The sequence below is a fragment of the Sphingomonas gei genome (assembly GCF_004792685.1).
In the GTDB taxonomy this organism is placed as follows: domain Bacteria; phylum Pseudomonadota; class Alphaproteobacteria; order Sphingomonadales; family Sphingomonadaceae; genus Sphingomonas; species Sphingomonas gei.
On record NZ_SRXT01000002.1, the window covers coordinates 294104 to 319320 of the forward strand.

10 protein-coding genes and 1 tRNA gene are annotated in these 25217 nt (G+C 66.6%); 10 read left to right on the forward strand and 1 reads right to left on the reverse strand.

Annotated elements, in window-relative coordinates:
* The first annotated feature begins 29 nt into the window (after nt 1-29).
* The 9 genes from E5A73_RS05470 (at nt 30) to E5A73_RS05510 (ending at nt 24100) form a co-directional block, all read left to right on the forward strand.
* Nucleotides 30-1853, forward strand: coding sequence for a DUF2341 domain-containing protein (locus tag E5A73_RS05470; protein ID WP_135962789.1), 1824 nt, complete (start codon nt 30-32; stop codon nt 1851-1853).
* 9 nt (nt 1854-1862) lie between these two features.
* Nucleotides 1863-2276: an ExbD/TolR family protein gene (locus tag E5A73_RS05475; RefSeq protein WP_135962790.1), complete on the forward strand. Its 414-nt coding sequence runs from the start codon at nt 1863-1865 to the stop codon at nt 2274-2276.
* A gap of 3 nt (nt 2277-2279) precedes the next feature.
* Entirely contained in the window at nt 2280-2981 is a 702-nt protein-coding gene (locus tag E5A73_RS05480; RefSeq protein WP_135962791.1) for a hypothetical protein, read from the forward strand.
* Between the two features lie 29 nt (nt 2982-3010).
* On the forward strand, nt 3011-4549 hold the full coding sequence (locus E5A73_RS05485) for a putative porin (protein WP_135962792.1): 1539 nt from the start codon (nt 3011-3013) through the stop codon (nt 4547-4549).
* Nucleotides 4550-4558: 9 nt separating this feature from the next.
* Nucleotides 4559-5017: a hypothetical protein gene (locus E5A73_RS05490; protein WP_135962793.1), complete on the forward strand. Its 459-nt coding sequence runs from the start codon at nt 4559-4561 to the stop codon at nt 5015-5017.
* A 32-nt stretch (nt 5018-5049) separates the two neighbouring features.
* Entirely contained in the window at nt 5050-17463 is a 12414-nt protein-coding gene (locus E5A73_RS05495; protein ID WP_168355814.1) for a filamentous haemagglutinin family protein, read from the forward strand.
* Nucleotides 17464-17532: 69 nt separating this feature from the next.
* Nucleotides 17533-18309: a SapC family protein gene (locus E5A73_RS05500; protein WP_168355815.1), complete on the forward strand. Its 777-nt coding sequence runs from the start codon at nt 17533-17535 to the stop codon at nt 18307-18309.
* Nucleotides 18310-18338: 29 nt separating this feature from the next.
* The gene (locus E5A73_RS05505) at nt 18339-18893 is read left to right on the forward strand and encodes an OmpH/Skp family outer membrane protein (protein ID WP_240700044.1); all 555 of its coding nucleotides are present in this window, start codon (nt 18339-18341) and stop codon (nt 18891-18893) included.
* A gap of 464 nt (nt 18894-19357) precedes the next feature.
* Nucleotides 19358-24100, forward strand: coding sequence for an autotransporter domain-containing protein (locus E5A73_RS05510; protein WP_135962797.1), 4743 nt, complete (start codon nt 19358-19360; stop codon nt 24098-24100).
* 148 nt (nt 24101-24248) lie between these two features.
* On the opposite strand, the gene E5A73_RS05515 is transcribed toward E5A73_RS05510, so the two are convergent.
* Nucleotides 24249-24324: transfer RNA gene (locus tag E5A73_RS05515), tRNA-Lys, on the reverse strand.
* Nucleotides 24325-24419: 95 nt separating this feature from the next.
* On the opposite strand from E5A73_RS05515, the gene xth reads away from it, so the two are divergent.
* Nucleotides 24420-25193: an exodeoxyribonuclease III gene (xth, locus tag E5A73_RS05520; RefSeq protein ID WP_135962798.1), complete on the forward strand. Its 774-nt coding sequence runs from the start codon at nt 24420-24422 to the stop codon at nt 25191-25193.
* Nucleotides 25194-25217 lie beyond the last annotated feature (24 nt).

Here is a 25217-nt window from a genome sequence, read left to right on the forward strand (position 1 = left end):
TTTTTCTTACCGGGTGACGGGGAACATCGATGGCTAAAAAGAATCTTCTGACGGCGGCATTCCTGCTTGCTGCGCTGACGCCGAGCACGGCTTCCGCGCAGGATTGGTGGAATTCCGACTGGAGCGAGCGCCGCAAGATCACGCTCAATGCACCCGCGGTGCGCGGGCTGACCGAGGAAGTGAAGCGCGCGCCGGTGCTGGTGCGGCTCCATTCGGGGGTGCTCGATTTCAGCAAGGTCAAGCCCGACGGCAGCGACCTGCGCTTCGTCGCTTCGGACGACAAGACCCCGCTCAATTATCATGTCGAGCGCTTCGATCCTTCGGCCGAGATCGCTCTGGTGTGGGTCGACGTGCCGTCGGTCGCGCCGGGCGCCAGCCAGAACATCTGGCTCTATTATGGCAGCGCCGCGGCCAAGCCCGTCGCCAATCCGGCCGGCACCTATGACGGCGAGCAGTCGCTGGTCCAGCATCTCAGCGACAATGGCGCGCCGACCGACGCCACCGCCAATGCCAACCGCGTCACTGCGTTCAGCGCGAAGCCGACCGTAGAAGGCGTGATCGGCGGCGGCGCGACGCTGACTGCCGCCAGCCAGATCCGCATCGCGCCGAGCGACTCGCTCAGCGTCGCGGCCGAGGGCCGGATGACCTTCTCGAGCTGGATCAAGCCGGCCAATGCCGGGATGCCGGCCGATGCGGTGCTCTACACCAAGCTGGGCGCCGGCGGCGAAGCTGCGCCGCAGCGGCTGACGGTCGGGCTGCGCGGCAGCGTGCCCTATGTCCGCCTGGTCGGTGCCGACGGCGCGCCGGTCGAAGCGCTGTCGGGCGCGCCGCTGCCGGGGGGCAGCTGGGCGCATCTCGCGGTCACCGCCGGCGACGGCAAGGTCACGCTCTACGTCAATGGCGGTCCGGTCGCGACGCTCGACGCCAAGCTGCCGGCACTGGCCGGCGAGGACGTGATCGGCGCAGTCGGCGGCCAGGCCGGCTTTGTCGGCGATGTCGACGAGATCGGCCGCGCCAACACGGTGCGCTCGGCATCGGCGATCGCGCTTGCCGCCGGTTCGCAGGATCGCTCGGCGAGCTTCGCCAGCGTCGCCGCCGAAGGCGAGGGCGCCAGCGCCGGCGGGCATAATTACTTCGGCATCCTGGTCAGCGCGCTGACTCCCGATGCCTGGGCAGTGATCCTGCTGCTCGGCGTGATGGCGCTGATCTCGTGGTTCATCATGATCCTCAAGGGCCGGCTGCTGCTCAAGACCGCGGGCGCCAATCGCCGCTTCCTGACCAGCTACGGCCACGCCACGCGCGGACAGGGCGCGCATTCGGGGCTCAACTCCTCGGAGCTGGCGACGGCCCAGCCGGACTCGTCGCTGGCGCGTCTGTTCGAGATCGGCCAGCAGGAACTCAAGCCCCGGCTCGCCGAGGCGGCCGCCGCGCGCGGCACCGACCGCCACGCCATCGCGCCGCAATCGATCGCGGCGATCCGCTCGGCGCTCGATGCCGGCCAGGCGCGCGAGGAGCAAAGGCTCAACAAATGGATGGTGCTGCTAACCATCGCGATCTCGGGCGGGCCGTTCATGGGGCTGCTCGGCACCGTGGTCGGGGTGATGATCACCTTTGCCGGCGTGGCTGCCGCCGGGGACGTCAACATCAACGCGATCGCCCCGGGCATCGCCGCGGCGTTGCTCGCCACCGTCGCCGGCCTGGCGGTCGCGATCCCGGCCTTGTTCGGCTATAATTATCTCCAGAGCCGCCTCGACGAAATCTCGACCGACAACCAGATCTTCGTCGACGAGCTCGAGAAGCGCATCGCCGAGACCTATCGCCCCGGCGCGCCTGTCGCGCTGGCCGCCGAATAGGGGGCGGCGATGCAGGTCAAGGGCAAGGGCAAGAAGAAGCTCTACGACGATATCAACATCACGCCGATGCTCGATCTCGCGTATGTGCTGCTCGTCATCTTCATCATCATGACCACTGCTTCGGTGCAGGGCATCAAGGTCAACGTTCCCAAGGCCAGCAGCTCGGTGAGCCTGGCCAAGCCGACCACCAAGGCGATCACCGTCGACAGCGACGGGCAGGTCTATCTCGACACCTTCCCGGTGACGATCGACGAGCTCGAAAGCCAGCTGCGCTCGTTCAAGGCAGTGACTCCGGACTTTCCGGTGGTGATCAAGGGCGACCGCGTCGCGCAGTTCGGCCGGATCACCGAAGTCCTCGACGCCTGCTCGCGGGTCGGCATCTCCCAGCTCGGTATCGTCACCGAGCGCGTGAAGCCGAGCTGAGCGATGGCCGACGCCCTCATCCAACGGCGCCCGGACCGGATCCTGCCGATCGTCACCGGCGTCGGCCTGATCCTGATCGCGGCGCTGGCCGTCTACTTGCTCTGGCCGACGGCGAACCCCGCCGCCCAGCGCGAGCGGGTGATCCAGGAAATCACCGTGCTGCAACCGCCACCGCCGCCTCCGCCTCCCGAGCCGGAGGAGAAGATCATGGAGGAAGAGCCCGAGATCGTCGAACCGACCGACGATCCCAAGGTCCAGGAGGATGTCGACACCCCGGTCGAGACGCCGACCGATGCGCCGCCTTCGCCGACGCCGTCTTCGGAAGCGGCCGGGCTCGATCGCGCCGCGGATGCCGGGTCGGACAGCTTCCGCCTGGCCGCGGGCAAGGGCGGCGGGCTGTTCGGGCGCGGCGGCGGCGGGGGCGGCGGGGGTGGCTGGGGGGCGTTCGTCGAGACGCATGTCCGCCGCGCGCTGCAACGCGATCCGCGCACCCGCAGCGCCAACGGCTTCGTCCGCGTCGCCTTGAGCATCGATCCCAACGGGCGCTTCGTCGGCGCCGCGCTGCGCTCGACCACCGGGGACAACAAGCTCGATGCCGCGATCCGCGACGTGCTGTCCGGATTGCCGCCGCTGGGCCGCGGCCGGCCACCCAAGGTGGAAGGCCTGACCAACGCCACGATCAACATGAAACGCACCGACGGCTGAGCCGGACGGCAACAAGAACGGAAATTCCCATGTCCCTTCGCACCCATTTGCTTGCCGGCGCGGCGCTGCTGGCCGCGCTCGGTTCTCCGGTCCAGGCCCATGCCCAGACCACCGACGATATCGGCATCGAACTGCTCCAGCTGCTCGTCGACGAAGGCGTGCTGCCGCGCGAGAAGGCCGATCAGTTGCTCGCCAAGGCCCGCGACGCCGCGGCCTTGCGTGCCCAGCGCGAGGCGCCACGCACCGCCGCGACGATCGACGTGCCCTATGTGCCCGAAACGGTGCGCGCGCAGATCCGCGACGAAGTGAAGCAGGAAGTGGTGGCGCAGGCGCGCAGCGAAGGCTGGATCGCGCCCAACACGCTGCCCGAATGGACCCAGCGGATCAGCATCAACGGCGATTTCCGGATCCGCTCGGAGCTGCAGAATTTCTCGAAGGACAATTTCCCGTTCTTCCCCGATGTCGGCGCGATCAACCGCGCGCGGGGCGTCACCAATTCGGGCGGCTTCCCGCTGCTCAATTCGCTGATCGACCGGCGCCGGCTCAATTATCGCGCGCGGATCAACGTCGACGCCAACATCACCAAGGAGGTCCAGGTCGGCTTCCGGCTTGCCTCGGGCAACGAGCCCGGCGCGGTTTCGACCAACGCCACGCTCGGCAATTTCTTCCAGAAGGACGAGTTCTGGCTCGACCGCGCTTATATCGCCGTCACGCCGCTCAAGGGCCTGACCTTCACCGGCGGGCGCATCGCCAATCCGTTCCTCGCCACCGACATGGTGTGGGATGCCGATATCAACCCCGAAGGCGTCGCGGCGACGGCGCGGCATGGCTTTTTCGACGACAAGGTCGCGGTGTTCGGCACGGCGGCCTATTTCCCGCTCGAGGAACGGCTGCTCTACAGCGACAGCTTCATGGCGGGCGGCCAGCTGGGCGTCGAGGCGAAGCCTGCGGACAATCTGACCTTCACCGTCGCCGGTTCCTATTATAACTTCCAGGGCATCCAGAGCCGCAAGAACGCGCCCGACGGGTCGCGGCTCAATGACTACACCGCGCCGCTTTTCCTCGAAAAGGGCAATTCGGTGTTCAACGTCCGCACCGACGGACTGACCACGCTGGCCGGCCTGGCATCCGATTTCGATCTCGCCATCGGCCATGCCAATCTGGCGTACGATCACGGCGACCTGCGCTTCGGGCTGACCGGCGAAGTCGTCAAGAACCTCGCGCTCGATCGCGCCGAGATCGCGCGGCTGCGCGGCGAGCCCGGCGTTCCGGCGGGCGATCTCGGCTGGCAGGTCCGCTTCGACGCCGGCTATCCGATCATCCGCAAGCTCGGCGACTGGCATATCTCCGCCGCCTACAAAAGGATCGAGACCGACGCGGTGGTCGACATCTTCGCCGACAGCGACTTCGGCCTCGGCGGCACCGACGTGAAGGGCTACGCGATCGAAGGCGCGGTCGGCATCTACGACAATACCTCGATCGGGGTGAACTGGCTCAGCACCGACGCGATCAACCGGCCGCCTTTCTCGGTCGACGTGCTCCAGATCAACCTCGTCTCGCGGTTCTGAGGGGCAGTGATGCGCAACATCCTCATCGCCGCCGCCTTGCTCTGCTGCGCGGGCGCCCCGGCGCTCGCCCAGCAGGCAACCCCTACCGCCAAGCCGCAATCGGCGGCCGAGCGCATCGCCGAACTCGAAGGCCAGCTGATCCGCCAGGAGCGCATCGCCGACAATGCCCGCCAGTCGATGGAGGCGATGCGCGCCGAGATGAAGCTCAAGGACGAACTGCTGGTGCTCGGCCGCGAACGCAATGCCGAACTCTATACGATCGCGATGGAGATCGCGCAGAAGTATGTCCGGCGGAAGGACTGGGAGCCCTTCACCCAGCATTCGCGCGTGCGGATGGAAAATCTGAAGCAGTCCTATGAGGACCGGCTTCGCGCCGCGCGGATCACCGCCGAGACGCTGCCGCCCAGCGTCCAGCAGCGCATGGATGCCGAACTCGGCGCCGGCGCCGCGGCCAAGCCCGCCCAATAACGAACTAAATGACTCAGCGCAGGATGCCCGCCATGACCCGCCTACTTCGTCGCCCCACGCTCACCGTGCGCGCTTCCACTTTGCTCGGCGGGGGCAGCCTCGCCGCGCTCGCGCTGGCGGCGAGCTTCGCGCCGGCACCGGCGCGCGCGCAGGATTTCGGCAGCATGGTGGGCATGCAGGCCGGCCGGATCACCGGCCCCAACGGCCAGGTCTCGGTATGGAGCGGCGCCAACCGCCCGGTGATCGGCAGCGCCGCGGACGGCCGCCCGCTGATGACGATCAAGCAGACCCAGGAAAAGGCTTTGCTCGACTGGGAGGATTTCCGCCTCAAGACCAACGAGGTGCTCGAATTCCAGCAGCAATCGGCCAATTGGATCGCGGTCAATCGCGTCCATGGCAACCAGGCGGCGGAAGTGAATGGCGAGATCCGCGCGCTCGGCAAGGTCTATATCTTCAACGACAATGGCGTGTTGATCGGCAAGGACGCCAAGATCAACACCCGCGCTTTGGTCACCGGCCGCGGCTTCTCCGACGTCAACGTCGCCGGCAACACCACGACGATCGTGCAGTCGTCGGAAAAGGCGTTGCTCGATTGGAGCAACATGAGCCTGCAGGCGGGTGAAGTGCTCAAGTTCCAGCAGGAAAAGGCGAGCTGGATCGCGCTCAACCGCTCGTACAGCAAGGACGTGACCAAGATCGCCGGCGACGTCCAGGCGACCGGCAACATCTACCTCGTCGCGCCGTCGGGCCTGTCGGTCGAAGGCAAGATCGACGCGCAGCAGGTGGTGCTGTCGTCGCTGTTCATGCGCGACGACCAATTGTTCGGAGTCTATGAGCCCTTCTCGAAGACCTATATCGGCGGCGGCCTGACGTCGTTCCCGCGCGATTCCAACCAGCGGACCGACCCGACCTTCTCGAACAGCTGGTCCTATCCCGCCGGCCAGAGCGGGTACAACCCGCTTGGTCAGACCGTCTGGGCCAATTCCCCCAACTATTACGATCTGATGGGCGACGGCCCGACCGTCGTCGACCCCAATGATCCGCTGCGCTACAACGTCACGGTCGGCCGCAACAGCGTGATCAACGCCGGCAAGTTCGGCAAGGTGATCCTGGCGGGACCGCGGGTCACCAACAAGGGCACGATCAACGTCCGCGACGAAGGCCAGGTGATCCTGGCAGCGGGCGACAACATCTATCTCACCGCCACGACCGGCGGGATGCTCGATGCCTTTGCCGGTGCGTATAACGGCCTTGCCTTCATGCGCGCCAACATCCCGTACAGCTGGCCGACCCAGACCGTCACCGACGAGAAATGGCGCGATTTCTATTCGATGCTGCTCGGCAAGGAACTCGCGGTCGGCGATGTGCTGAGCGGGCAGGACTATAACAAACTCGTCCAGAATTCGTTCGAGAACGGTCAATATGTCGAAGGCGGCCTGATCGGCGCCTATCTCAACGCCCGCCAGGCCGAGCGCGCCCGCGCAATCGGCTTCACCGCGCGCAACGAAGGCATCATCACCGCCAAGCGCGGCGGCAGCATCGATTTCCGCGGTCTCAGCCTCGAGCAGGCGGGCGCGATCGACATGACGTCGACTGCTTTGTTCCGCGGTAAGATCAGCTTCGCTGCGACGATCTATGACTGGCGCGAATATGCCAATGGCGACACGCTGGGCTTCGGCTATGCGGCGCCCGGCAACGGCACCGTCACCTTCGGCAAGGGCAGCCTGACCCAGATCACGCCCGATCTCGACTCCACCGACATGATCCCGGTTTCGGGCGGCGCGCAGAGCGTCGGCTCGATCAAGATCAACGCCAACAGCGTCTACATGCTCCAGGATTCGATCATCTACATGCCCAGCGGCAAGATGAACGTCCTGCTCGATGCCGGCCAGTTCATGTACGACAACAACCGCGGCAACGGCGCCAATGCCGGCAACGAGGACGGCACGCGCTTCCTGATGGAATCGGGCGCGACGATCGACCTGTCGGGCTGGAAGACGACGCTGGCGATGGGCTATCATCAGGTCACCGGCAAATTGTTCGCGGCGCAGCTGTCGGACTCGCCGATCCAGAAGGACGGCCCGCTCTATCGCCGCGAGATTTCGATCGATCGCCGCTCGGGCACCAATCTCGCCAATTGGGGCAGCTTCGACAATCTGTCGCAAGGCACGCTGGCGCAGTTCCTCACCGACGGCGGTTCGCTAGTGATGGACATCGGCGACGATTTCATCATGAAATCGGGCTCGGTGATCAACGTTTCGGGCGGCGTTACCACCTATCAGGATGGCTTCGTCTATACCACGTTGCTGCGTCGGCTCGACGGCACGATCATCGATATCCGCGAGGCCGATCCCGACGAGCTCTATATGGGCCTCGCCAACGAATGGGTCGATTACGACACCAAATGGGGCAAGCAGACCGCTTATTACATTCCGCTGATGTCGTCGGTGCAGGGCAAGTACGAGACCAGCTATCAGCAGGGCGGCAAGGGCGGCAAGATCACGATCCTCGCGCCCGACACCGTGCTCCAGGGCACGCTGCGCGGCGAGACCGTCGCCGGACGCTATCAGCGCGGCAACATCCCCGCCGGCGGCGCCTTCCTCCTCAATAATGCGGGGGAGAGCGAAGGCGAATATGTCAGCAACAACATCCTGATCACCGCGCAGGAAAAGGCGCTGAGCGCGCAGTTCGGCTTCGCCGACAAGCTCAGCAACGAATATGGCGAGCTGTTCGGCGACGAATATGATCTCGAAGAGGACGGCTATAGCCGCGACGCGCCGCGCCGTTACGACAACACCACACTGACCTCGGCCGATTTCTTCAACCGCTCGACGATGGGCAGCTATTCGTTGAACCAGGGCGGTCGAGTCGGCGACGAGCTGGTCAACAACACCTTCGTCCCGCTCGACGGCGCCGCGGTCATCGTCGAGGCCGGAGTCAATCTCAACCTCGCCAATGGCGCATCGTTCGAGCTCGGCGCCGACCAGCGGCTCGAGTTCCTCGGCAGCATCCGCACCGAGGGCGGCGACGTCTCGCTCGCGGGCATGGGCCTCAAGCTCGGCGCGACCACCAAGATCGACACGCGCGGTTCGTGGTACAGCGACTATGAGATCGACGAGCCGATCGCGCTGACCAGCGTGCCCCGCATCAACGGCGGCGACATCACGCTCGTCGCCAGCGGCAGCGCGGCGCAGGCCGACGATGTCGGCATGATCCTGCCCGCGACCGCATTGCTCGATTCGAGCGGCGGCGCCTGGGTCAACCGCAACGGCATCCTGACCGGCGGCAAGGGCGGCAATCTCAACATCACCGTGTTCAGCATGGACAAGAAGGACGCGCTCGACATCGGCGCGCTCGACCATGCCCGCGCATACGGCCTGGCCGGCAACGGCGCCTTCTCGCTGACCGTGTCCAAGCCGCTGGTGATCGGCAATGCGCTTCCCGCGATCGATCCCGAGGCCGACGAGAACGCGCTCGAGAACATGCTGATCCGCCCGGAATTCTTCCAGCGCAGCGGCTTCTCGGCGATCTCGCTGATGGCGCCGACGATCACGCTGCTGGACGGCGTGTCGGTGTCGGCGTCGAGCGCGACGCTGCAGCTCAAGGACCAGACGCTGTACAACGGCCTGCCGCCGTCGTTCTGGACGGTGTCGGGCACCGACATCTACGACGTCGCCGATATCGGCTATCTGCCGCAGGACGTGCGCCCCGCCTCGCTGCGTCGCGGCATGGATATCGCCTTGATCGGCACCGTCGATCTCCGCGAGGGCAGTCTGCTCGCCACCGAAATCGGCGGCAAGATCTCGGTGACGGGCAACGCGGTGATCGCCGGTACCCTTCTCGCGCCCGGCGGCGCGATCTCGATCCTCGCCGGCAACAACACCAACGAAGCGACCTTCCTCCATCTCACCAAGACCGGCAAGCTGCTCGCCCCCGGCGCCTCGTTGATCACCAACCGCACGATCGACGCGCTCGGCAAGGAACTGGTCGACGGCGTCATCTACAATGGCGGCAGCGTCTCGCTCGAAGCCTATGACCTCAAGATCGACGGCGGCTCGCTGATCGACGTCTCGGGCACCAGCGCGGTGTTCGACCTGCAGGTCGACGACGGTCGCGGCGGCGTGCTGCGCCGGCCGACCACTTTGGCCTCGAACGGCGGCTCGATTGCGATCAACGGCACGGTGCTGGCGATCAACGACGCGACCTATCGCGCCCAGGCCGGCGGCATCGGCGCACGCGGCGGCGCCTTCTCGCTCACCTGGCAGGCGCAGCTCGCCGCTGGCGGCGGCGGGCGCGGTTCCACGGCGCAGGAAGCGATCGATCAGCTCGAACAATATGCCGGCTGGGGCTTCTTCGTCGATTTCCAGGGCAACCCGATATCCTCGCTGGTCGGAGTCGATCTGAGCACGATCGATTGGTCCTACGCCTTTGGCACGCCGCTCGATTTCGCGCCGGGAACGACTCTCTCGCCCGAAACCGTGGCGTTGCTCGGCCAATATGAAGCCGCGGCGAAGGGCGTGCCGCCGATGCTGGTGATCGGCGATGCATCGGGCCTCGATCTCACTGCGCCGCCGATCCCGGACGTTCAGGAGGCATTGCTCACGGCGTTGGGCTTCGTCGGCTATCAGCCGCCGACTCCGCCGGAAGGCCCGCCGAGCATCACCCTGCTGTCGCCGACCAAGATCGGCGAGGGCGGCTTCTCGTCGCTGTCGGTCGACGCGACCCCGGGAATGATCTTCGCCGGCAATGTCTCGCTCGGCGGACGCAAGGCCGACGGCTCCTACGTGTTCGACACGATCAAGCTGGCCGGCCCGCAATTCCTCGCGATGGAAGGCGCCAAGGTCAGCCTCGAAGCCGGCGTGGTCCAGCTGGACGGCCTGGATGCCGGCGTAACCGGCGAGAGCGGCTATCTCACCAGCCTCGGCGCGTTCGGGGTCAACCGCGACAATGAAGACACCAGGATCGAGCTCAAGGCCGGGACGTTGCTCCAGGTTTCGAGCGGCCGCTTTTATGGTTTCTCGGATACCAAGTTGACCTCGGGCGGGGATATCCGCTTCTCGGGCTACACGCTCGATCCGCTGGCTGCGCCGCGCGGCACGCTGAGCAGCACCGGCAAGCTCACCCTCAAGGCCGACCAGGTCTATGCCGGCACCGGCCGGACCTTCAACGTTCTTTCGGATGTCGGGATCGAGATCCAGGCGCAGGATGATGGCGGCCCGATCAATGCGAGCCCCTATGAAGCCGGCGCCAAGCTGACCTTGCGCGCGCCGACCATCCTCCAGGGCGGCACGCTGCGCTCGCCGCTCGGCACGCTCAATCTCGAAGTCTATGACAACGGCACCGAAGGCGCGGGCAAATTGGTCCTAGCGGCGGGCAGCCTCACCTCGGTTTCGGCCGAGGGCAAGGTCATCCCGTACGGCTATACGTCGAACGGCGATACCTGGCTGGATCCGTTCACCGGGCTCGAACTGACGACGCTGCCGACCAAGACGATCAACCTCACCGGCGACAGCGTAGACATCGCATCGGGCGCGGTGCTCGACGTCAGCGGCGGCGGCGATCTGTTCGCGCGCGAATTCGTCCCCGGCGTCGGCGGCACGGTCGATTGGCTGACGGGATATCGCGATGCCGACTTCAACTGGGTCGCGTCGCCCGGCCAGATCTATGCCGTGCTCCCCGATTATGCCGGCAACATCGCCCCGATGGGCTTCGGCGCGTCGCAGGTCGGGATCGGCGACAAGGTCTATCTGTCGGGCGGCAGCGGGCTCAAGGCCGGCTATTACACGCTGCTTCCGGCCGAATATGCGCTGCTGCCCGGCGCATTCCGCGTCACCGCCAACCATCGCTACGGCAATTTCACCGACGCGCCGATCGGCAAGGTCGCCAACCTCACCGACGGCTCCACCGTGCAGAGCGGCTACCGCGTCGACGGCGCCTCGGGGGCGCGCGACCAGCGCGATATCGGCTTCCACGTGATGCCCGGCACCGCGCTGCGGATGCGCTCGACTTATATCGAGACCACCGCCAACAAGTTCTTCACGTCGGACGCCTTCCTGCGCAAGGCGCTGCGGGTCAATCGCCCGGTCTCGGAGATTCCGCGCATCCCGCTCGACGGCGGCTCGGTGGTGTTCAAGGTCGGCGAGGAACTCAACCTCAACGGCACGCTCAAATCGGCGGCGGCCAAGGGCGGCCGCGGCGGCTTCGCCGACATTGCCGGCGGCAAGATCCTCGTCGCGGGCAGCGACACCGATCTGACTCGCTATGACGGCTATCTGGTCCTCAAGAGCGACCAGCTCAACGCGTTCGGCGCCGAGAGCCTGCTGATCGGCGGCGTCCGCAGCCAGGGCGCGACCAACATGGAACTGACCGTGTCGAGCAGCGACGTGGTCGTCGATAACGCCGGATCGGTGCTCTACGGGCCCGAATTGCTGTTCGCCTCGCAGGGCGATATCCATGTGCTGGCCGGCGCGAAGATCGAGAATCGCGGAACGATCAGCGGCAGCTCGGGCGATCTGCGCATCCTTGCCACCACCCCGGCCTTCATCCACGACAACGACACCAGCTGGACCCCTGCCGACGATTACCAGGTGCACGGCGCGCTCGATCAGGGCGCGGTGTTGCGGGTGTCGAGCGGCAAGCAGGTCGATATCCTGCGCAACACCGCCGCGGTGACCGCGATGAACGCGCTGCGCGCCGATCCGCAGGCGCTTGCGGCGATCAATGCCGCGCGCGCCGGCAAGGGGCTTGCCCCGATCCAGGTCGGCGGCGGCGTGCTCGACATCGCCGACGGCGCCTCGATCGTGAGCAGCCAGTCGGTCGCGCTCGACGCCACCGACGATACCTTGCTCGCCACCGGCGCGACGCTCCAGGCCAAGCAGCTCAGCGCCTCGGCATCGCAGATCAGCATCGGCGCGGTGCCGACCGGCACCGGCGGGCTGGTGTTCGCCGGCGGGGCGCTCGGCCTGCTCGGCAACGCCACCGATCTGACGCTCAAGAGCTATGGCTCGATCGATCTCTATGGCGGGGTGACGCTGGCGGCGGGCGGCGGGCTGCGGCTCGACACCAGCCGGATCAACGTCATCGGCGGCGGCGAGGCGAAGATCGGCGCGACGACGCTGACGCTCGCCAATTCGAGCGGTGGCACCGCCCAGGCGGTGGCCGGCGATGCGACGCTGCGGCTCGACGCCACCAATCTCTACATCGAAGGCGACGACAAGTGGCTGTCGGGCATCGCCAAGCTCGACGTGCACGCCACCGAGCGGGTGATCGGACGCGACGACACCACGTTGTTCGTCCCCGGCCAGATCGCGATCTCGTCCGGCGGGCTGACCACCGAGAGCAGCGCGCGGCTGTTCCTCGACGCCACCGGCGCGATCGACGTCGCGTTCAACGGCAACACCAAGCTGCCGGTGTTCCAGTCGTTCGGAGGCACGCTCGGGCTGGTCGGGTCCTCGGTCAATTATTCGGGCCAGACCCGGATCACCGGCGGCACGATCAGCCTGCAGGCACGCAGCGGCGATGTCGTGCTGGCGCAGGATTCGATCCTCGACGTCACCTCGAACGTCAGCCGTTTCTACGACAAGAGCGTCGGGGTCAGCGCCGGCACGGTCAATCTCATCGCCGATGCCGGCGACGTGGTCGCGCAAAAGGGCTCGCTGATCGACGTCTCGGGCACGGCGGCGGGCGGCAATGCCGGCACGCTGTCGATCCGCACCGGCCAGGGCGAAGCGCGCCTGGGCGGTACGGTGCGCGGCACTGCCGAGGCGGGCTATGCCAGCGGGTCGTTCAACCTGCTGACCCAGAGCCTCGGCGACTTTGCGGGGTTCAACAACCTGCTCGACGCAGCGGGCTTCCGCCAGAGCCGCCGCTTCGAGATCAACAGCGGCGACGTCACCGTGGGCGGCACCGTCGACGTCCAGAACTTCGCGGTCATCGCCAATGACGGCGCGGTCAACGTCACTGGCACGATCCGCACCACCGGCCACAATGGCGGAACCATCCAGCTCTCCGCCGCGGAAGATGTCGTGCTGGCATCGACCGCCAGGCTGCTCGCCAGCGGATCGGCCGGCGGCGCAGGCGGCACGGTGCTGCTCGAGACCACGGGCCGTAACGGCGGCACCATCTCGACCGCGGCAGGATCGCTGATCGATGTCGGCGGCAGCGGCGAGGGCGGCCGCCTGGTCCGCTTCCGCGCCCCGCAGCTGGGCAGCGACATCGCCATCGGCCAGCTCGGCGGGACGATTTCGGGCGCGCGTTCGGTGATCGCCGAAGGCTATCGCGTCTATGACGGCATTTCGGTGGTCGACCAGAATGTCATCGATCTGGTCCAGGGCGATGCGGTCGCGTTCATGGCGGCCAATGCCGCTGCGATCCGCAACCGCCTCGGCACCGGCGTCACGCTGACCGCCGGCATCGAATTGCGCAGCGACGGCGACCTGACGCTCGCCACCGACTGGGACCTGTCGGGCGTACGCTTCGACGGCGCCGCGGGCGTGCTGACATTGCGCGCCGCGGGCGATCTCAAGATCGACGCCGATTTGACCGATGGCTTTGTCGGCAACACGCTGATGAACGGCGACAGCTGGGCATTCAATCTGACGGCGGGCGCCAATATCGAGAGCCCGGATTCGATGGCGGTGCTGTCGCAGGGGATGCTGAACGGCGCCGGTTCGCTGATCGTCGGGGGCACGCCGGACACGATCGAATATTATTACGATCCCGCATTCGGCAACGAGAACCGGCTGTACCTGATCGACGCATTCGGCCGCTTCGTCCGCAACCAGGACCAGAACGCCCAGGTCGGCTATTTCGAGCTTACTCGGGACGCCAACGGCCAGTATCTCGATCCGCTGACCGGCGTGCCGATCGCCAAGGATCCGCTGACCGGCGACTATGTCGATACCAGCTCTTATGCGCGGCGGCCGCTGCCCTGGCTGGTGCTCGAGAATAGCGGCTATCCGTCGATGCGGGCAGATGGCAGCCTCGGCTCGGTCAATGTCGACGGCAACGGCAATATCGACAGCGATCTGCGCGACTTCATCCAGTGGAACAATTCCACCGGGCATGCCGTGCGCACCGGCACTGGCGCGATCAACCTTGCCGCCGGACGTGACCTCACGCTCCAGGAGCGTGCCTCGGTGATCTACACCGCCGGGCAGAAGGCGGCCGACCTGGCTGGCTTCACCGTTCCGACCGATGCTCAATATGGCCAGAGCGGCGGCGATCTGCGCATCCAGGTCACCGGCGACATCAATGCGAGCCGGCTCACGCCGCAAATGCCGAGCGGCTATCAGAAGCGCGCCGGCAGGATCGATGACGTCACCGGGCTGTTCGTCGAGGACGGCCAGGGCGGATTCCAGCAGAGCAGCTGGTGGATCGATTATGGCGCGTTCCAGGGCGGCATCGGCGCGCTGGGCGGCGGCAATGTCGATATCGTCGCGGGCGGCGATGTCGACAATCTGGGCGTCGCCATCCCGAATAGCGGCCGCGTCACCGGCAACACGGCCAAGCTCGACAACGGGCTCAATGCGCCGATGGCGCTGACGCTCACCGGGGGCGGCAACCTCGCGCTGCGTGCGGGCGGCAACCTGTATGGCGGCGCCTATTATGTCGCCTCGGGCACCGGCGATCTCAATGTCGGCGGCAGCATCCTGGCGGGCTCGACGGTCTATGCCACCCCCAGCCTGCAGTGCACCGGCGGCTGCGACCTCCAGGCGGACTACCGCCTGACCGCCGCGCACTACGATCTCTACACGATGTTCTTCACCTCATCGGGCCAGCTCGACATCAAGAGCGGTGGCGATCTCAACGTCGACAGCGTGATGGATCCGCTGATCAACTATGCGGGCGACTGGGCGGACAATCGCTTCGTCAGCTATACGAAGGAAGCCAGCGTGCGGCTGTTCTCGGCGGGCGGCGACGTCACCTTGTGGAACAACGGGCTCAACATCAGCCTGGCCTATTTCGCCTCGGGACCGACCCGGGTGTATAACCGCCCCGAGCCGGTGCTGTTCTACGGCAATACCAGCCGTCCGGTAACCGGGCGCGATTCGGTGGGCTGGGACCTCTATCCCTCGACCGTCGCGGCGATCGCAGCGACCGGCGATGTCCGCGTGCTCGGCGGCATGACCCTGCTGCCCTCGGCGACCGGGCAGCTCGATCTGCTCGCCGGCGGCAACGTCTATATCGGCTATGGCACCCAGGCGGTGGATCCGTTCCTGCCCAACCTCACCTTGGGCGAGGAAGCGCAGAATTATCGCGGCGCCTATCAGGGCATCTTCATGAGCCAGGCCAAGATGGCGCTGATCCGCACCCCGACCAACCAGGGGGCCAATCTGGCTCCGACGATCAGTCGTTCGATGTTCCTCGCCGCGGGTTCGGGCAGCGCCTATCCGGGGGTGACCTATTTCACGATCGACAACGTCCCCGATCTGCATGTCGGCGATACTCAGCCGGTGCGCATCTATGCCGCGGGCGGCGATATCGTCACGTCGAACCAGGCATTGCTCGAAATTCCCAAGCAGACCTGGCTGCAGGCCGAGGGCAATATCTATTTCCCGTCCTATGACCTCCAGCACAACAACTTGAACGACGTCAGCATCGTCCGCGCCGGCGGCGGCATCTATTTCGATCGTAACTTCCAGGCACCGACCGACGCGCCGACCGCCAACAGCTTCGGTCACATCACGCTGAGTGGTCCTGGTCGCCTGGAGATCGAAGCCGGCACCGATATCTGGCTGCCGAGCAACGGGCTGGGCATCACAACCCAGCGGATCAAGGTGTTCACCTTCCCGGGCAGCGCCAACCAATGGCCGTCGGGGCCGCAGGATTGGCATGCCGACGAAAAGGCCGCCGACATCGCGATCAGCACCGGCTTCAACCAGGCGCCATCCTACCAGGCGTTCGAGGATGCCTATCTCAATCCCGGCAAGGCCGCCGGAATGGCCGACTATCTGCTCGAGGACGGGCTGTCGCTCTATCTGTTCGACCGCGAATATGCGCGCGCCCAGGGCGCCACCGGCGAATTCGCCACCCCCGAGCCGCGCGAAGGCCTAGTCAATTATGTCCGCCGCCTGCAGGGGCTCGATCCGCTCGGGACCAAGGCCGAGCAGCGCGCCTATCTCGATACCGCGTGGAGCTATTGGAACGGACTGTCGAGCGACTTCAAGACGCCGTATTATCGCAGCGTGCTGTTCCTCGAACTGCGCACCACCGGCCGCGAAGCCAATGATCCCGACAGCGATCGCTTCGACACCAGCTTCCGCGGCTACAAGGCGATCGAGACCTTGTTCCCGGGCGCGCAGAAGGACGGCAAGACCGCGCTTGCCGCCGGCGAATCGCGCTGGGCCGGCAATTTCGAGACCTATGCCAGCCGAGTGCTTTCGAACGGGGGCGGCAAGGTCGAGTTCGTCATCCCCGGCGGCGCGATGACGCTCGCCAACGTCGCGGCCAGCGCCGCCGAGACCGGCCAGCCGGCTTTTGAAGGCGATCGCGGCAATGCGCTGCGCGCCGGAATCGTCACCAACGACGGGGGCGAGATCAATATCCTGTCGCATAATAGCGTCGCGGTGAACCAGTCGCGCATCCTCACCAGCAAGGGCGGCAACGTCCTGATCTGGTCGTCCTGGGGCGACATCGCCGCGGGGCAGGGGGCCAAGACCTCGATCAGTCCACAATTCTACAACTACGCCCTCGACAATTGGGCCCGCATGGTGCGCGAGCCCGCCGGCCTGCCGACCGGCGCCGGCATCGGCACGCTGGCGACGCAGCCGGGCACCCCGCCCGCCGACGTCGACCTGATCGCGCCGGCAGGTATCGTCGACGCCGGCGATGCGGGCATCCGCGTCTCGGGCAATTTCAACGTCTATGCGATCGAAGTTCTCGGTACCGACAATATCGACGTCGCCGGCGTCCAGACCGGCCTGCCGGTGCCGCCGGCAGCGCCGCCGACCTCGCTCGATACCGGCGAAGTCGGCGCCAAATCGGCCGCGGTCGACAAGGCACTCGACGAAGCGGTGTCGCAGGTCCGCAAGAATGCGGCGATCGTCTCGCCCTCGCTGATTGAGGTGCACGTCACCGGCTATGGCAATTGCGGCGGTCCCGAAGATCCCTGCGCGGGCGATCGCGACACCAGTTCGCAAACGACGGTGCCGGCCCTGCCCGAGGGCCGACCGGCACCGACCCAGGTGGCGATGCGCGGCGATGTCGTGGCGCAGGTCGCCTTCGACATCGGCGAGCAGCCGCTCGACGATGCGATCCGCGCGGTCGGCCGGGCGTCGGGGCTCAACATCCTCTACGACGCCGCCAAAACCAGGACGCGCACGACGCCGGCATTGCGCGGCAACATGACGCCGGAGGAAGCGCTGCGCCGCTTGCTTTCGACCGAGGGACTGGTGCCGGTGCGAATCGGACCGCGCACCATCATGCTTCGCCGTCAGACGATCTGACGGCGAGCGGGCGGAGTTTACTCCCTTTCTCTCCGCCCGCGAACCTTCCTGACATCCGAGGAAATCATCGTGTCCGAATCGCCGCCACTGCCGCTTTTCTATCGCGCGCCCGAAGCGCTTTCGTCGCAACGGCACCAGGATTGGCGCCTCAAGGAGGGCGATTACGGCTTCGCCGCGGCAACGACCTATGTGCCCGTGGTGGTCGGCGAGTTCGTCGCCGCGGCGCGCCATTATCCGATCCTGTTCGCCGATGCGGCGGTGCCCTCGCCGGTCGTTCTGCTCGGGCTGGCCGACGACAATCTGTTCGTAACCGACGGGGCCTGGGCCGAGGGGCTGCACATCCCCGCTTATGTCCGCCGCTACCCGTTCGGCTTCGTCGCCACCGACGATGCCGAGCAATTCGCGCTGATCGCCGATGTCGGTTCGGATCGTTTCGCCCCGTCGGGGGACGAGGGGGTCGCGTTGTTCGAAGACGGCGCGCCGACCGCGCTGACTCGCCAGGCGCTCGAATTCTGCGAAGCCTATCGCCGCGACGCTGCCGCGACCGGCGCGTTCTGCGCGGCGCTGAAGGCGAGCGGCCTGCTGGTCCCGCGCCGCGCCGACGTTACTTTGCCCGATGGCCGCAAGCTCGCCGTCGACGGATTCCTGGTGGTCGATGCCGGGGCATTCGCCGCGCTCGACGACGCGACGATCCTCGAATGGTACCGGAATGGCTGGCTGGCGCTGGTCCAATATCACCTCGCCTCGCTCGACCATTTCAATGCATTGCTGGCCCGCCAGGGTGCGCGTGCCGCTGCCGCTGCCGCTGCGCCGTCACATAGCGACGCTATTTCGAACCCCGCCTGATCTTTGCCTTTTGCATGAGAGTTGTTGCCATGATCCTTCGTACCGCGCTGTGCGCCACCACTTTGCTCCTGATCGGCGCGCCCGCCTTCGCCCAGACCGCGCCGGCGGCCGCCTCGCTGGGCGGCCCGATCGTCCCCGGCGTCTGCCTGCTGTCGCGCGAGGCGATCTTCGCCAACGCCGCGATCGGCAAGGCGGCGGCCGCGCGCCTCAAGAAGATGTCGGACGACGCCCAGGCCGAGATCGCCGCCGAGCGCGCGCCGATCGAGACCGACCTCAAGGCCTTCCAGGCCGAGGCCGCCAAGCTCACCCCCGAACAGCGCCGTACTCGCGACCAGGCGCTGTCGGCCCGGCTCCAGCCGCTCCAGGCCAAGGCACAGCAGCGATCGAGCGCGATCGAGGCGGCGCGCGCCAAGGAAATGCAGCAGATCGCCGACGCCGCCCAGCCGGTGATCGCGGCGGCCTATCAGCAGAAGAAGTGCGGCCTGTTGTTCGATCGCAATTCGGCGCTTGGCGGCAATTTCGCCAACGATTTGACCGCCGACGTGGTCCGGGGCCTCGACGCAAAGGCTGCGCCGGGCGGATAGTCGCGCGACGGCACCGATGCGCGCCCGAACGACGATCGCTTGCGCGCTCGGGCGCGCTCATGCCGATGCCGAACCGTTACTGAAGCGGCAGGATGGCGCTTGGCGTCTCCTGCTACGCGAGCCTGGGCGGCATGACGCGCCCCTGGCGATCTAGAATGCACGTTCCCAAAGGTCGTACGGACGTGTCGAAATCGACATAATTGATTGACCGTTAAGTGTTTGTAATCAATCGGCTGCGTCTTAGGCCTGAGAAGCAGCACGGGGTCTTGATCAATGTCGAACGTATCGGGCCTGCACAGGCGTGTTTCGCGCCGGGCGCGTGGGGAACCTTTGCTGAAAACATGAAAGGCAGATCACAGCCGGCGCGGTGCGTCGGCACGTGGAACTCTGCGTAACGGGCGGCTTACTTTGCCAGCCGCTCGCTGGTCCTGCCGTGCGCGGCGAAAATCTAGGAAATCAAGACGATGAACGCGACGACGACTCACGCCCACGCCCGACCAACCCGCGCGCTGATGCTCGCCGGCAGCGCTTTCGGCGCCTTGCTCGTGCCGTTTGCGGCGCAGGCGCAGAATGTCAGCGCCAACACCAACGCCGATTACGCACTGACCGAGACCGGCACGCGATCGGGCGGCCCGCGCACCGTCGACGTCACCACCAGCGGCGGCAACATCGCGCTGAGCCTCGGCACGATCCAGAACGCCAATAGCAGCGTCAACAACGGCGCGGCGATCGCGGCGACCAACACCGGCAGCGGGGACATCACGATCTCCGCAAACGCGATCAGCGCCACCGGGACGGCATTGTCCTACGGCGTCGACGCACGTGCGCAGGCCGGCGACGTCCACATCACCACCGGCACGATCGATTCGAGCAGCAATCCGAACAGCCGCGGCATTTCCGCGATCAGCGCGGGGGGTGCGATCACGATCAACGCCGACGTCACCAATGGCGGCCTGCGCGGAATCTTCACCGGCTCGAACGGCGGCGTCTTCCCGACCTCGACGACGATCACTAGCAATGTCGCCACTGCCAACGGCACGAACCAGGTCAACGCGATCATCGCCCAGGGCGATTCGGTCAACCTCACCAGCGGCATCGCCCGCCTGACCAACGCCAATGCGGCCGGCGGCACCGGACTCTACATCAATTCGGGCGATGCGACGGTGCGCGCCGGCACCACCGAGGCGCTGGGCAACAACCAGGCCGGAATCTGGGCCTATGCCGACCGCACCCTCAACATCACCAGCGACGTCGTCAACATCACCCAGACCTCGTACGGCTTCCACATCTTCCACGCCGGCGACCTGGTCATCGACAGCGGCACGGTGACTTCGACCGGCGGCTACGGCGCGACCGGGATATACGTCGCCACGATCACCAACAGCGCCAAGATCACCAGCGACACGATCAGCACCCTCGGCCGCGAGTCGTTCGGCATCTGGTTCGATCGCAGCGGCGGCGATCTCACCATCGACAGCGGCACGATCACCACCGGCGGCAACAATTCGCACGGCATCAACATCGTCGGCGCAACCGGCACCACCAAGATCACCAGCGATACGATCACTACGGCGGGCAGCGCATCCTCCGGCATCTCGGTCGCCTCGACCGGCGCGATCGCAATCGACAATACGGGCAGCATAGCGACGCAGGGCGCGAACGCGTTCGGCATCGATGCGCGCTCGACCATCGGCGCGATCACCATCAACAGCGACACCGTCCGCACCGTGGGCCTGGGCGCGCAGGGCATCTGGGCGCAGACCACCGATGGCGACATCGCGATCAACGCCGGCACCACGATCACCACTGCAGCAGGCTCGAACACCGCTACCGGCGCCACCCAGGATGCCGTGTTCGGCTATGCGTCGGGCGCAGGCGCGGTCACCGTGGTCAGCGACCATGCCGAGACCGCGGGCGACTATGCAACTGCAGTCGGCGCAGTCGGCGGCGGCAAGGTGACGATCACCAGCAACGTCGCCAAGAGCGCGGGCTTCCAGCTCGCGACGGTCTATGGCTCGAGCCGCAATAGCGACGTCACGATCAACGCCACCGACTCGGCTGCCGACGGCGTCAATGCCTATGCTGTCGAAGGCCACGCCGCCAACGGCGCGCTGACCATCACCAGCGGCGCCGCCACCGCCGCGCACGGCAATGCGATCTACGGCACCGCCGGCGGGCTGGTGACGATCAACGCCACCACCGCGGTCGCGCATGGCGATGGCGGCACGGGCGTTGCTGCGACCGGTGGTAGCGTGGCGCTGAACATCGGCTCGGCTTCGTCGGACGGCGGGATCTCGGTCAACCAGTCGACCGGAATGGTCTATCGCGGCGACGCAGTGTTCGCCGAGGCGACCAGCGGTACGATCGACGCGACGATCGGCAATGCGACTGCGACTGGCGCCGGTTCGGATGCGGTGCACTTGCTCGCGAACGGCGCGAACGGCGCGGTCACCGTCCGGATCACCGGGGCGGCCAGCGCCGCCAACGGCACCGGGTTGTGGATCGATCCGCCGGGCAATGTGAACGTAGCGGTCGCGGCCGGCGCGAGCGTCTCGGGTCTCACTGCGATCGACGTGACCGCGGGCGGCACCAACACTATCATCAACGCGGGCACCATCTCGGGCAGCTTCGGACCGGCAATCCTCGCCAGCGGCAAGACCGTGCTCGACAATAGCGGAACCCTCGCCGGTGGCCCGAACTCGGTCGTGGTCGAGCTCGGCGCGAGCGACGATCAGGTGATCCTGCGCACCGGCTCGATCGTCAACGGCACGATCTACGGCGGCGGCGGCACCGACGGCGCGGTGCTGATCGGTACCGGCAATGCGGCAGCCGCCAACCAGACCGTCGCGGCTTTCAGCGGCTTCGACAGCCTGGCCGTGCAGAGCGGCTATTGGACCGCCGGCGCGACCAGCGGCGCGTTCAGCCGCGCGACGATCGGCACCGACGCCTCGCTGGAGCTCGTCAATGGCGGTGCCGGCATCGCCGGCATCACCACCCCGAGCATCGTCAGCAACGGCACGCTCGTCGTGCGCAGCGGAGCCGATGCGGGTAGCACCACCTTCGGCGATACCATCGTCACCGGCACCGGCGGGGTTCGCTTCACCGGCACCGGCACCGCAACGCTGGACGGCACCAACAGCCTCGCCAATAGCGGCGCCAACACCGTCGATGCCGGCGCCAAGGTCGTGGTCACCGGCAGCCAGAACGGCAGCTTCGTCAACAACGGCATCTTCCAGATCGGCACCGGCGGCACCACCGGCACCTTCATCGGCGATCTGGTCGACAACGGCACGCTGATCGTCAACCGCTCGGATGCATACAGCTTCGTCGGCGTGCTCAGCGGTTCGGGCATTTTCGTCAAGGAAGGCACCGGCACGATCACCTTCGGGACGGGCTATGCCTTCACCGGCACCACCGTGCTCAACGGCGGCGGGATCAAGCTGACGGGCGCAGTCGCCGAGACCACCGAACTGGCGGTCGAGGGCAACGGCACGGTCGACTTCTCGGGTACCGACCAGACGGTCGCCGAGCTCGCCGGCACCAGCAAGACCGCGGGCGTCAACATCGCCGGCGGCTCGCTGACGGTGAACCAGGACACCAACAGCAGCTTCGCCGGGTCGATCAGCGGCGATGGCGGCTTCACCAAGACCGGCAGCGGTTCGCTGAACTTCACCGGCAACAGCACCTATACCGGCAGCACCACGGTCGACGAGGGCCGGCTAGCGGTCAACGGCAGCATCGTCTCGCCGCTGACCGTGAACACCGGCGGCACGCTGGGCGGCACCGGCTCGCTCGGCAACACCGTGATCGGATCGGGCGGCACCTGGGCGCCGGGCAATTCGATCGGCACCCAGACCGTGATCGGCAATCTCGCCTTCGCCAAGGGTTCGGTATTCGCCGTCGAAGTCGATGCGGCGGGCAATGCCGACCGCGTCAACGCCACCGGCAGCGCTGCCATCCAGGGCGGCACGGTGCAGGTACTGGCCGGCGCGGGCACCTATGCCCAACTCACCAATTACACCATCCTTTCCGCAGCAGGCGGATTGACCGGCAAGTTCGACACGGTGACGTCGAACTTCGCCTTCCTCACGCCGTTCCTCAATTACGCCACCGACCGCGTCACGCTCAGCCTGGTCCGCAACGACATCAGCTTCACTTCGGCAGCGGTGACTGCGAACCAGGGCGCTGTCGCCCTGGCGGTGAACAGCCGCGGGTTCGGCGATGCGCTCTATAATGCGGCGCTCGTCCAGAGCGGCGCGAGCGCGCGTGCCACGTTCGACGGATTGTCGGGCGAATTGCACGCGTCGCTCGGTTCCGAGCTGATCGACGGTGGTCGTCGTGTCCGTGATGCCGTGCTGGCGCGCGGGTTGGTCCGTGGCGACGGCATCGGCATGTGGGCGCAGGCGCTGCAGGTCTATGCCAATTCGCGCGCGCAGGACGGCCTCGGCGATCTGTCGAGCAATCGCAGCGGCGTGATCGGCGGCGTAGACTTCGCGACGGGCAGCTTCCGCTTCGGGATCAACGGCGGCTATGTCGACTCCGACGTCACTGTCGGGGATCGCGCGAGCAACGCCGAGGTCAAGACGCGGCTGGCCGGTGCCAGTCTCGCCTGGCAGCCCGAAGGCGCGTTCGGCGTGCAGCTCGGCGGCAATTACGCCTGGCACGATATCGACACGCGCCGCGTGCTCGGTACCGTTGGCATCGCCGGCACGATCGTCGGCGAGACCGATGCACATTCGGCGCAGGTCTTCGGCGAAGTCGGCTACGACGTCATCGAAGGTGCCCTCGATCTCGGACTGTTCGCCCGAGTGGCGCACGACTGGACCGATGTGGACGCGTTCGCCGAAACCGGCGGCGCGGCGGCACTGACCGTCGACAGCGACTCGCGCCAGACCAGCAGCGCATCGGCGGGCTTCCGCTTCGGCGGTTCGGCACCTGTATCCGCGGGGCTCAGCCTCGCGCCGCGCGTGTCGCTCGCCTATCAGCATGCCTGGGGTGACCTGTCGGGCAGCCGCAACGTGCGCTTCGCGACCGGATCGGGCTTCGGCGTCAGCGGCGCGAGCCTCGGCAAGGATGCGCTCGATGTGGATCTCGGCCTCGATCTTGTCACCGATGCCGGCCTGCGTTTCGGCATTGGCGGCTTCGCCAACGCCTCGCGCGAGTGGAGCGACTATGGCGGCAAGGCGAGCATCAGCTTGCGCTTCTGATCTGAAACGCGCGGCCGCGTGCTTTGCGCGGCGCACAATTCTGTGATCGTCCAGCGGGCATCGGCTTCGGCCGGTGCCCGTCTTGCACTGCGCCTCCGCTGACGCAGACGGCAACGGTTGCGGCGGCCGCCGCTGCGAGAGCTTCGAGTGGTGGGTCCGATGGGATTCGAACCCATGACCTCTCGATTAAAAGTCGCTTGCTCTACCAACTGAGCTACGGACCCACGCTGCCGCCCCTAAGCGCGGGTTCCGGGCGGGTCAACCGGGGGATGGGAACCCTTTGGGCTCCACGCGCCTTGTCGCGCGCAAGGAGAACGGCGTGCGGATAGCGACCTATAATGTGAACGGCGTCAACGGCCGTCTGCCGGTGCTGCTGCGCTGGCTCGAGGAGAGCGCACCCGATGTGGTGTGCCTGCAGGAGCTCAAGGCCCCCGACGAGAAGTTTCCGGAGCAGGCGATCCGCGATGCCGGCTATGGCGCGATCTGGCATGGGCAGAAGAGCTGGAACGGCGTGGCGATCCTCGCGCGCGGCTGCGATCCGGTCGAGACTCGCCGCGGGCTGCCCGGCGATCCCGAGGATGGCCAAAGCCGGTACCTCGAAGCGGCGGTGAACGGCGTGCTGGTCGGCGGGTTGTATCTGCCCAACGGCAATCCCCGGCCGGGGCCCAAATTCGACTATAAGCTAGCATGGTTCGATCGGCTGATCGCGCATGCCGCGACGCTGATCGGCATGGACGTGCCGGTGGTGATCGCAGGCGATTACAATGTGATGCCGACGGACCGCGACGTCTACAAGCCCGAGCGCTGGCTCGACGACGCCTTGTTCGCGCCCGAAGTAAGGGCCGCTTATTTCCGGATGCTCGACCAGGGCTGGACCGACGCGCTGCGCACGCGGCACCCCGACGAGACGATCTACACCTTCTGGGACTATTTCCGGAACGCCTATGCGCGCAACGCGGGATTGCGGATCGACCATCTCCTGCTCAATGCGCCGGCGGCCAGGATGCTCGAAGCGGCGGAGGTGGATGCACATGTCCGCGGCTGGGAGAAGAGCAGCGATCATGCGCCGGTGTGGATCGAACTCGGCACGTGAGGACGGTGCCGAACCCGCACGCCA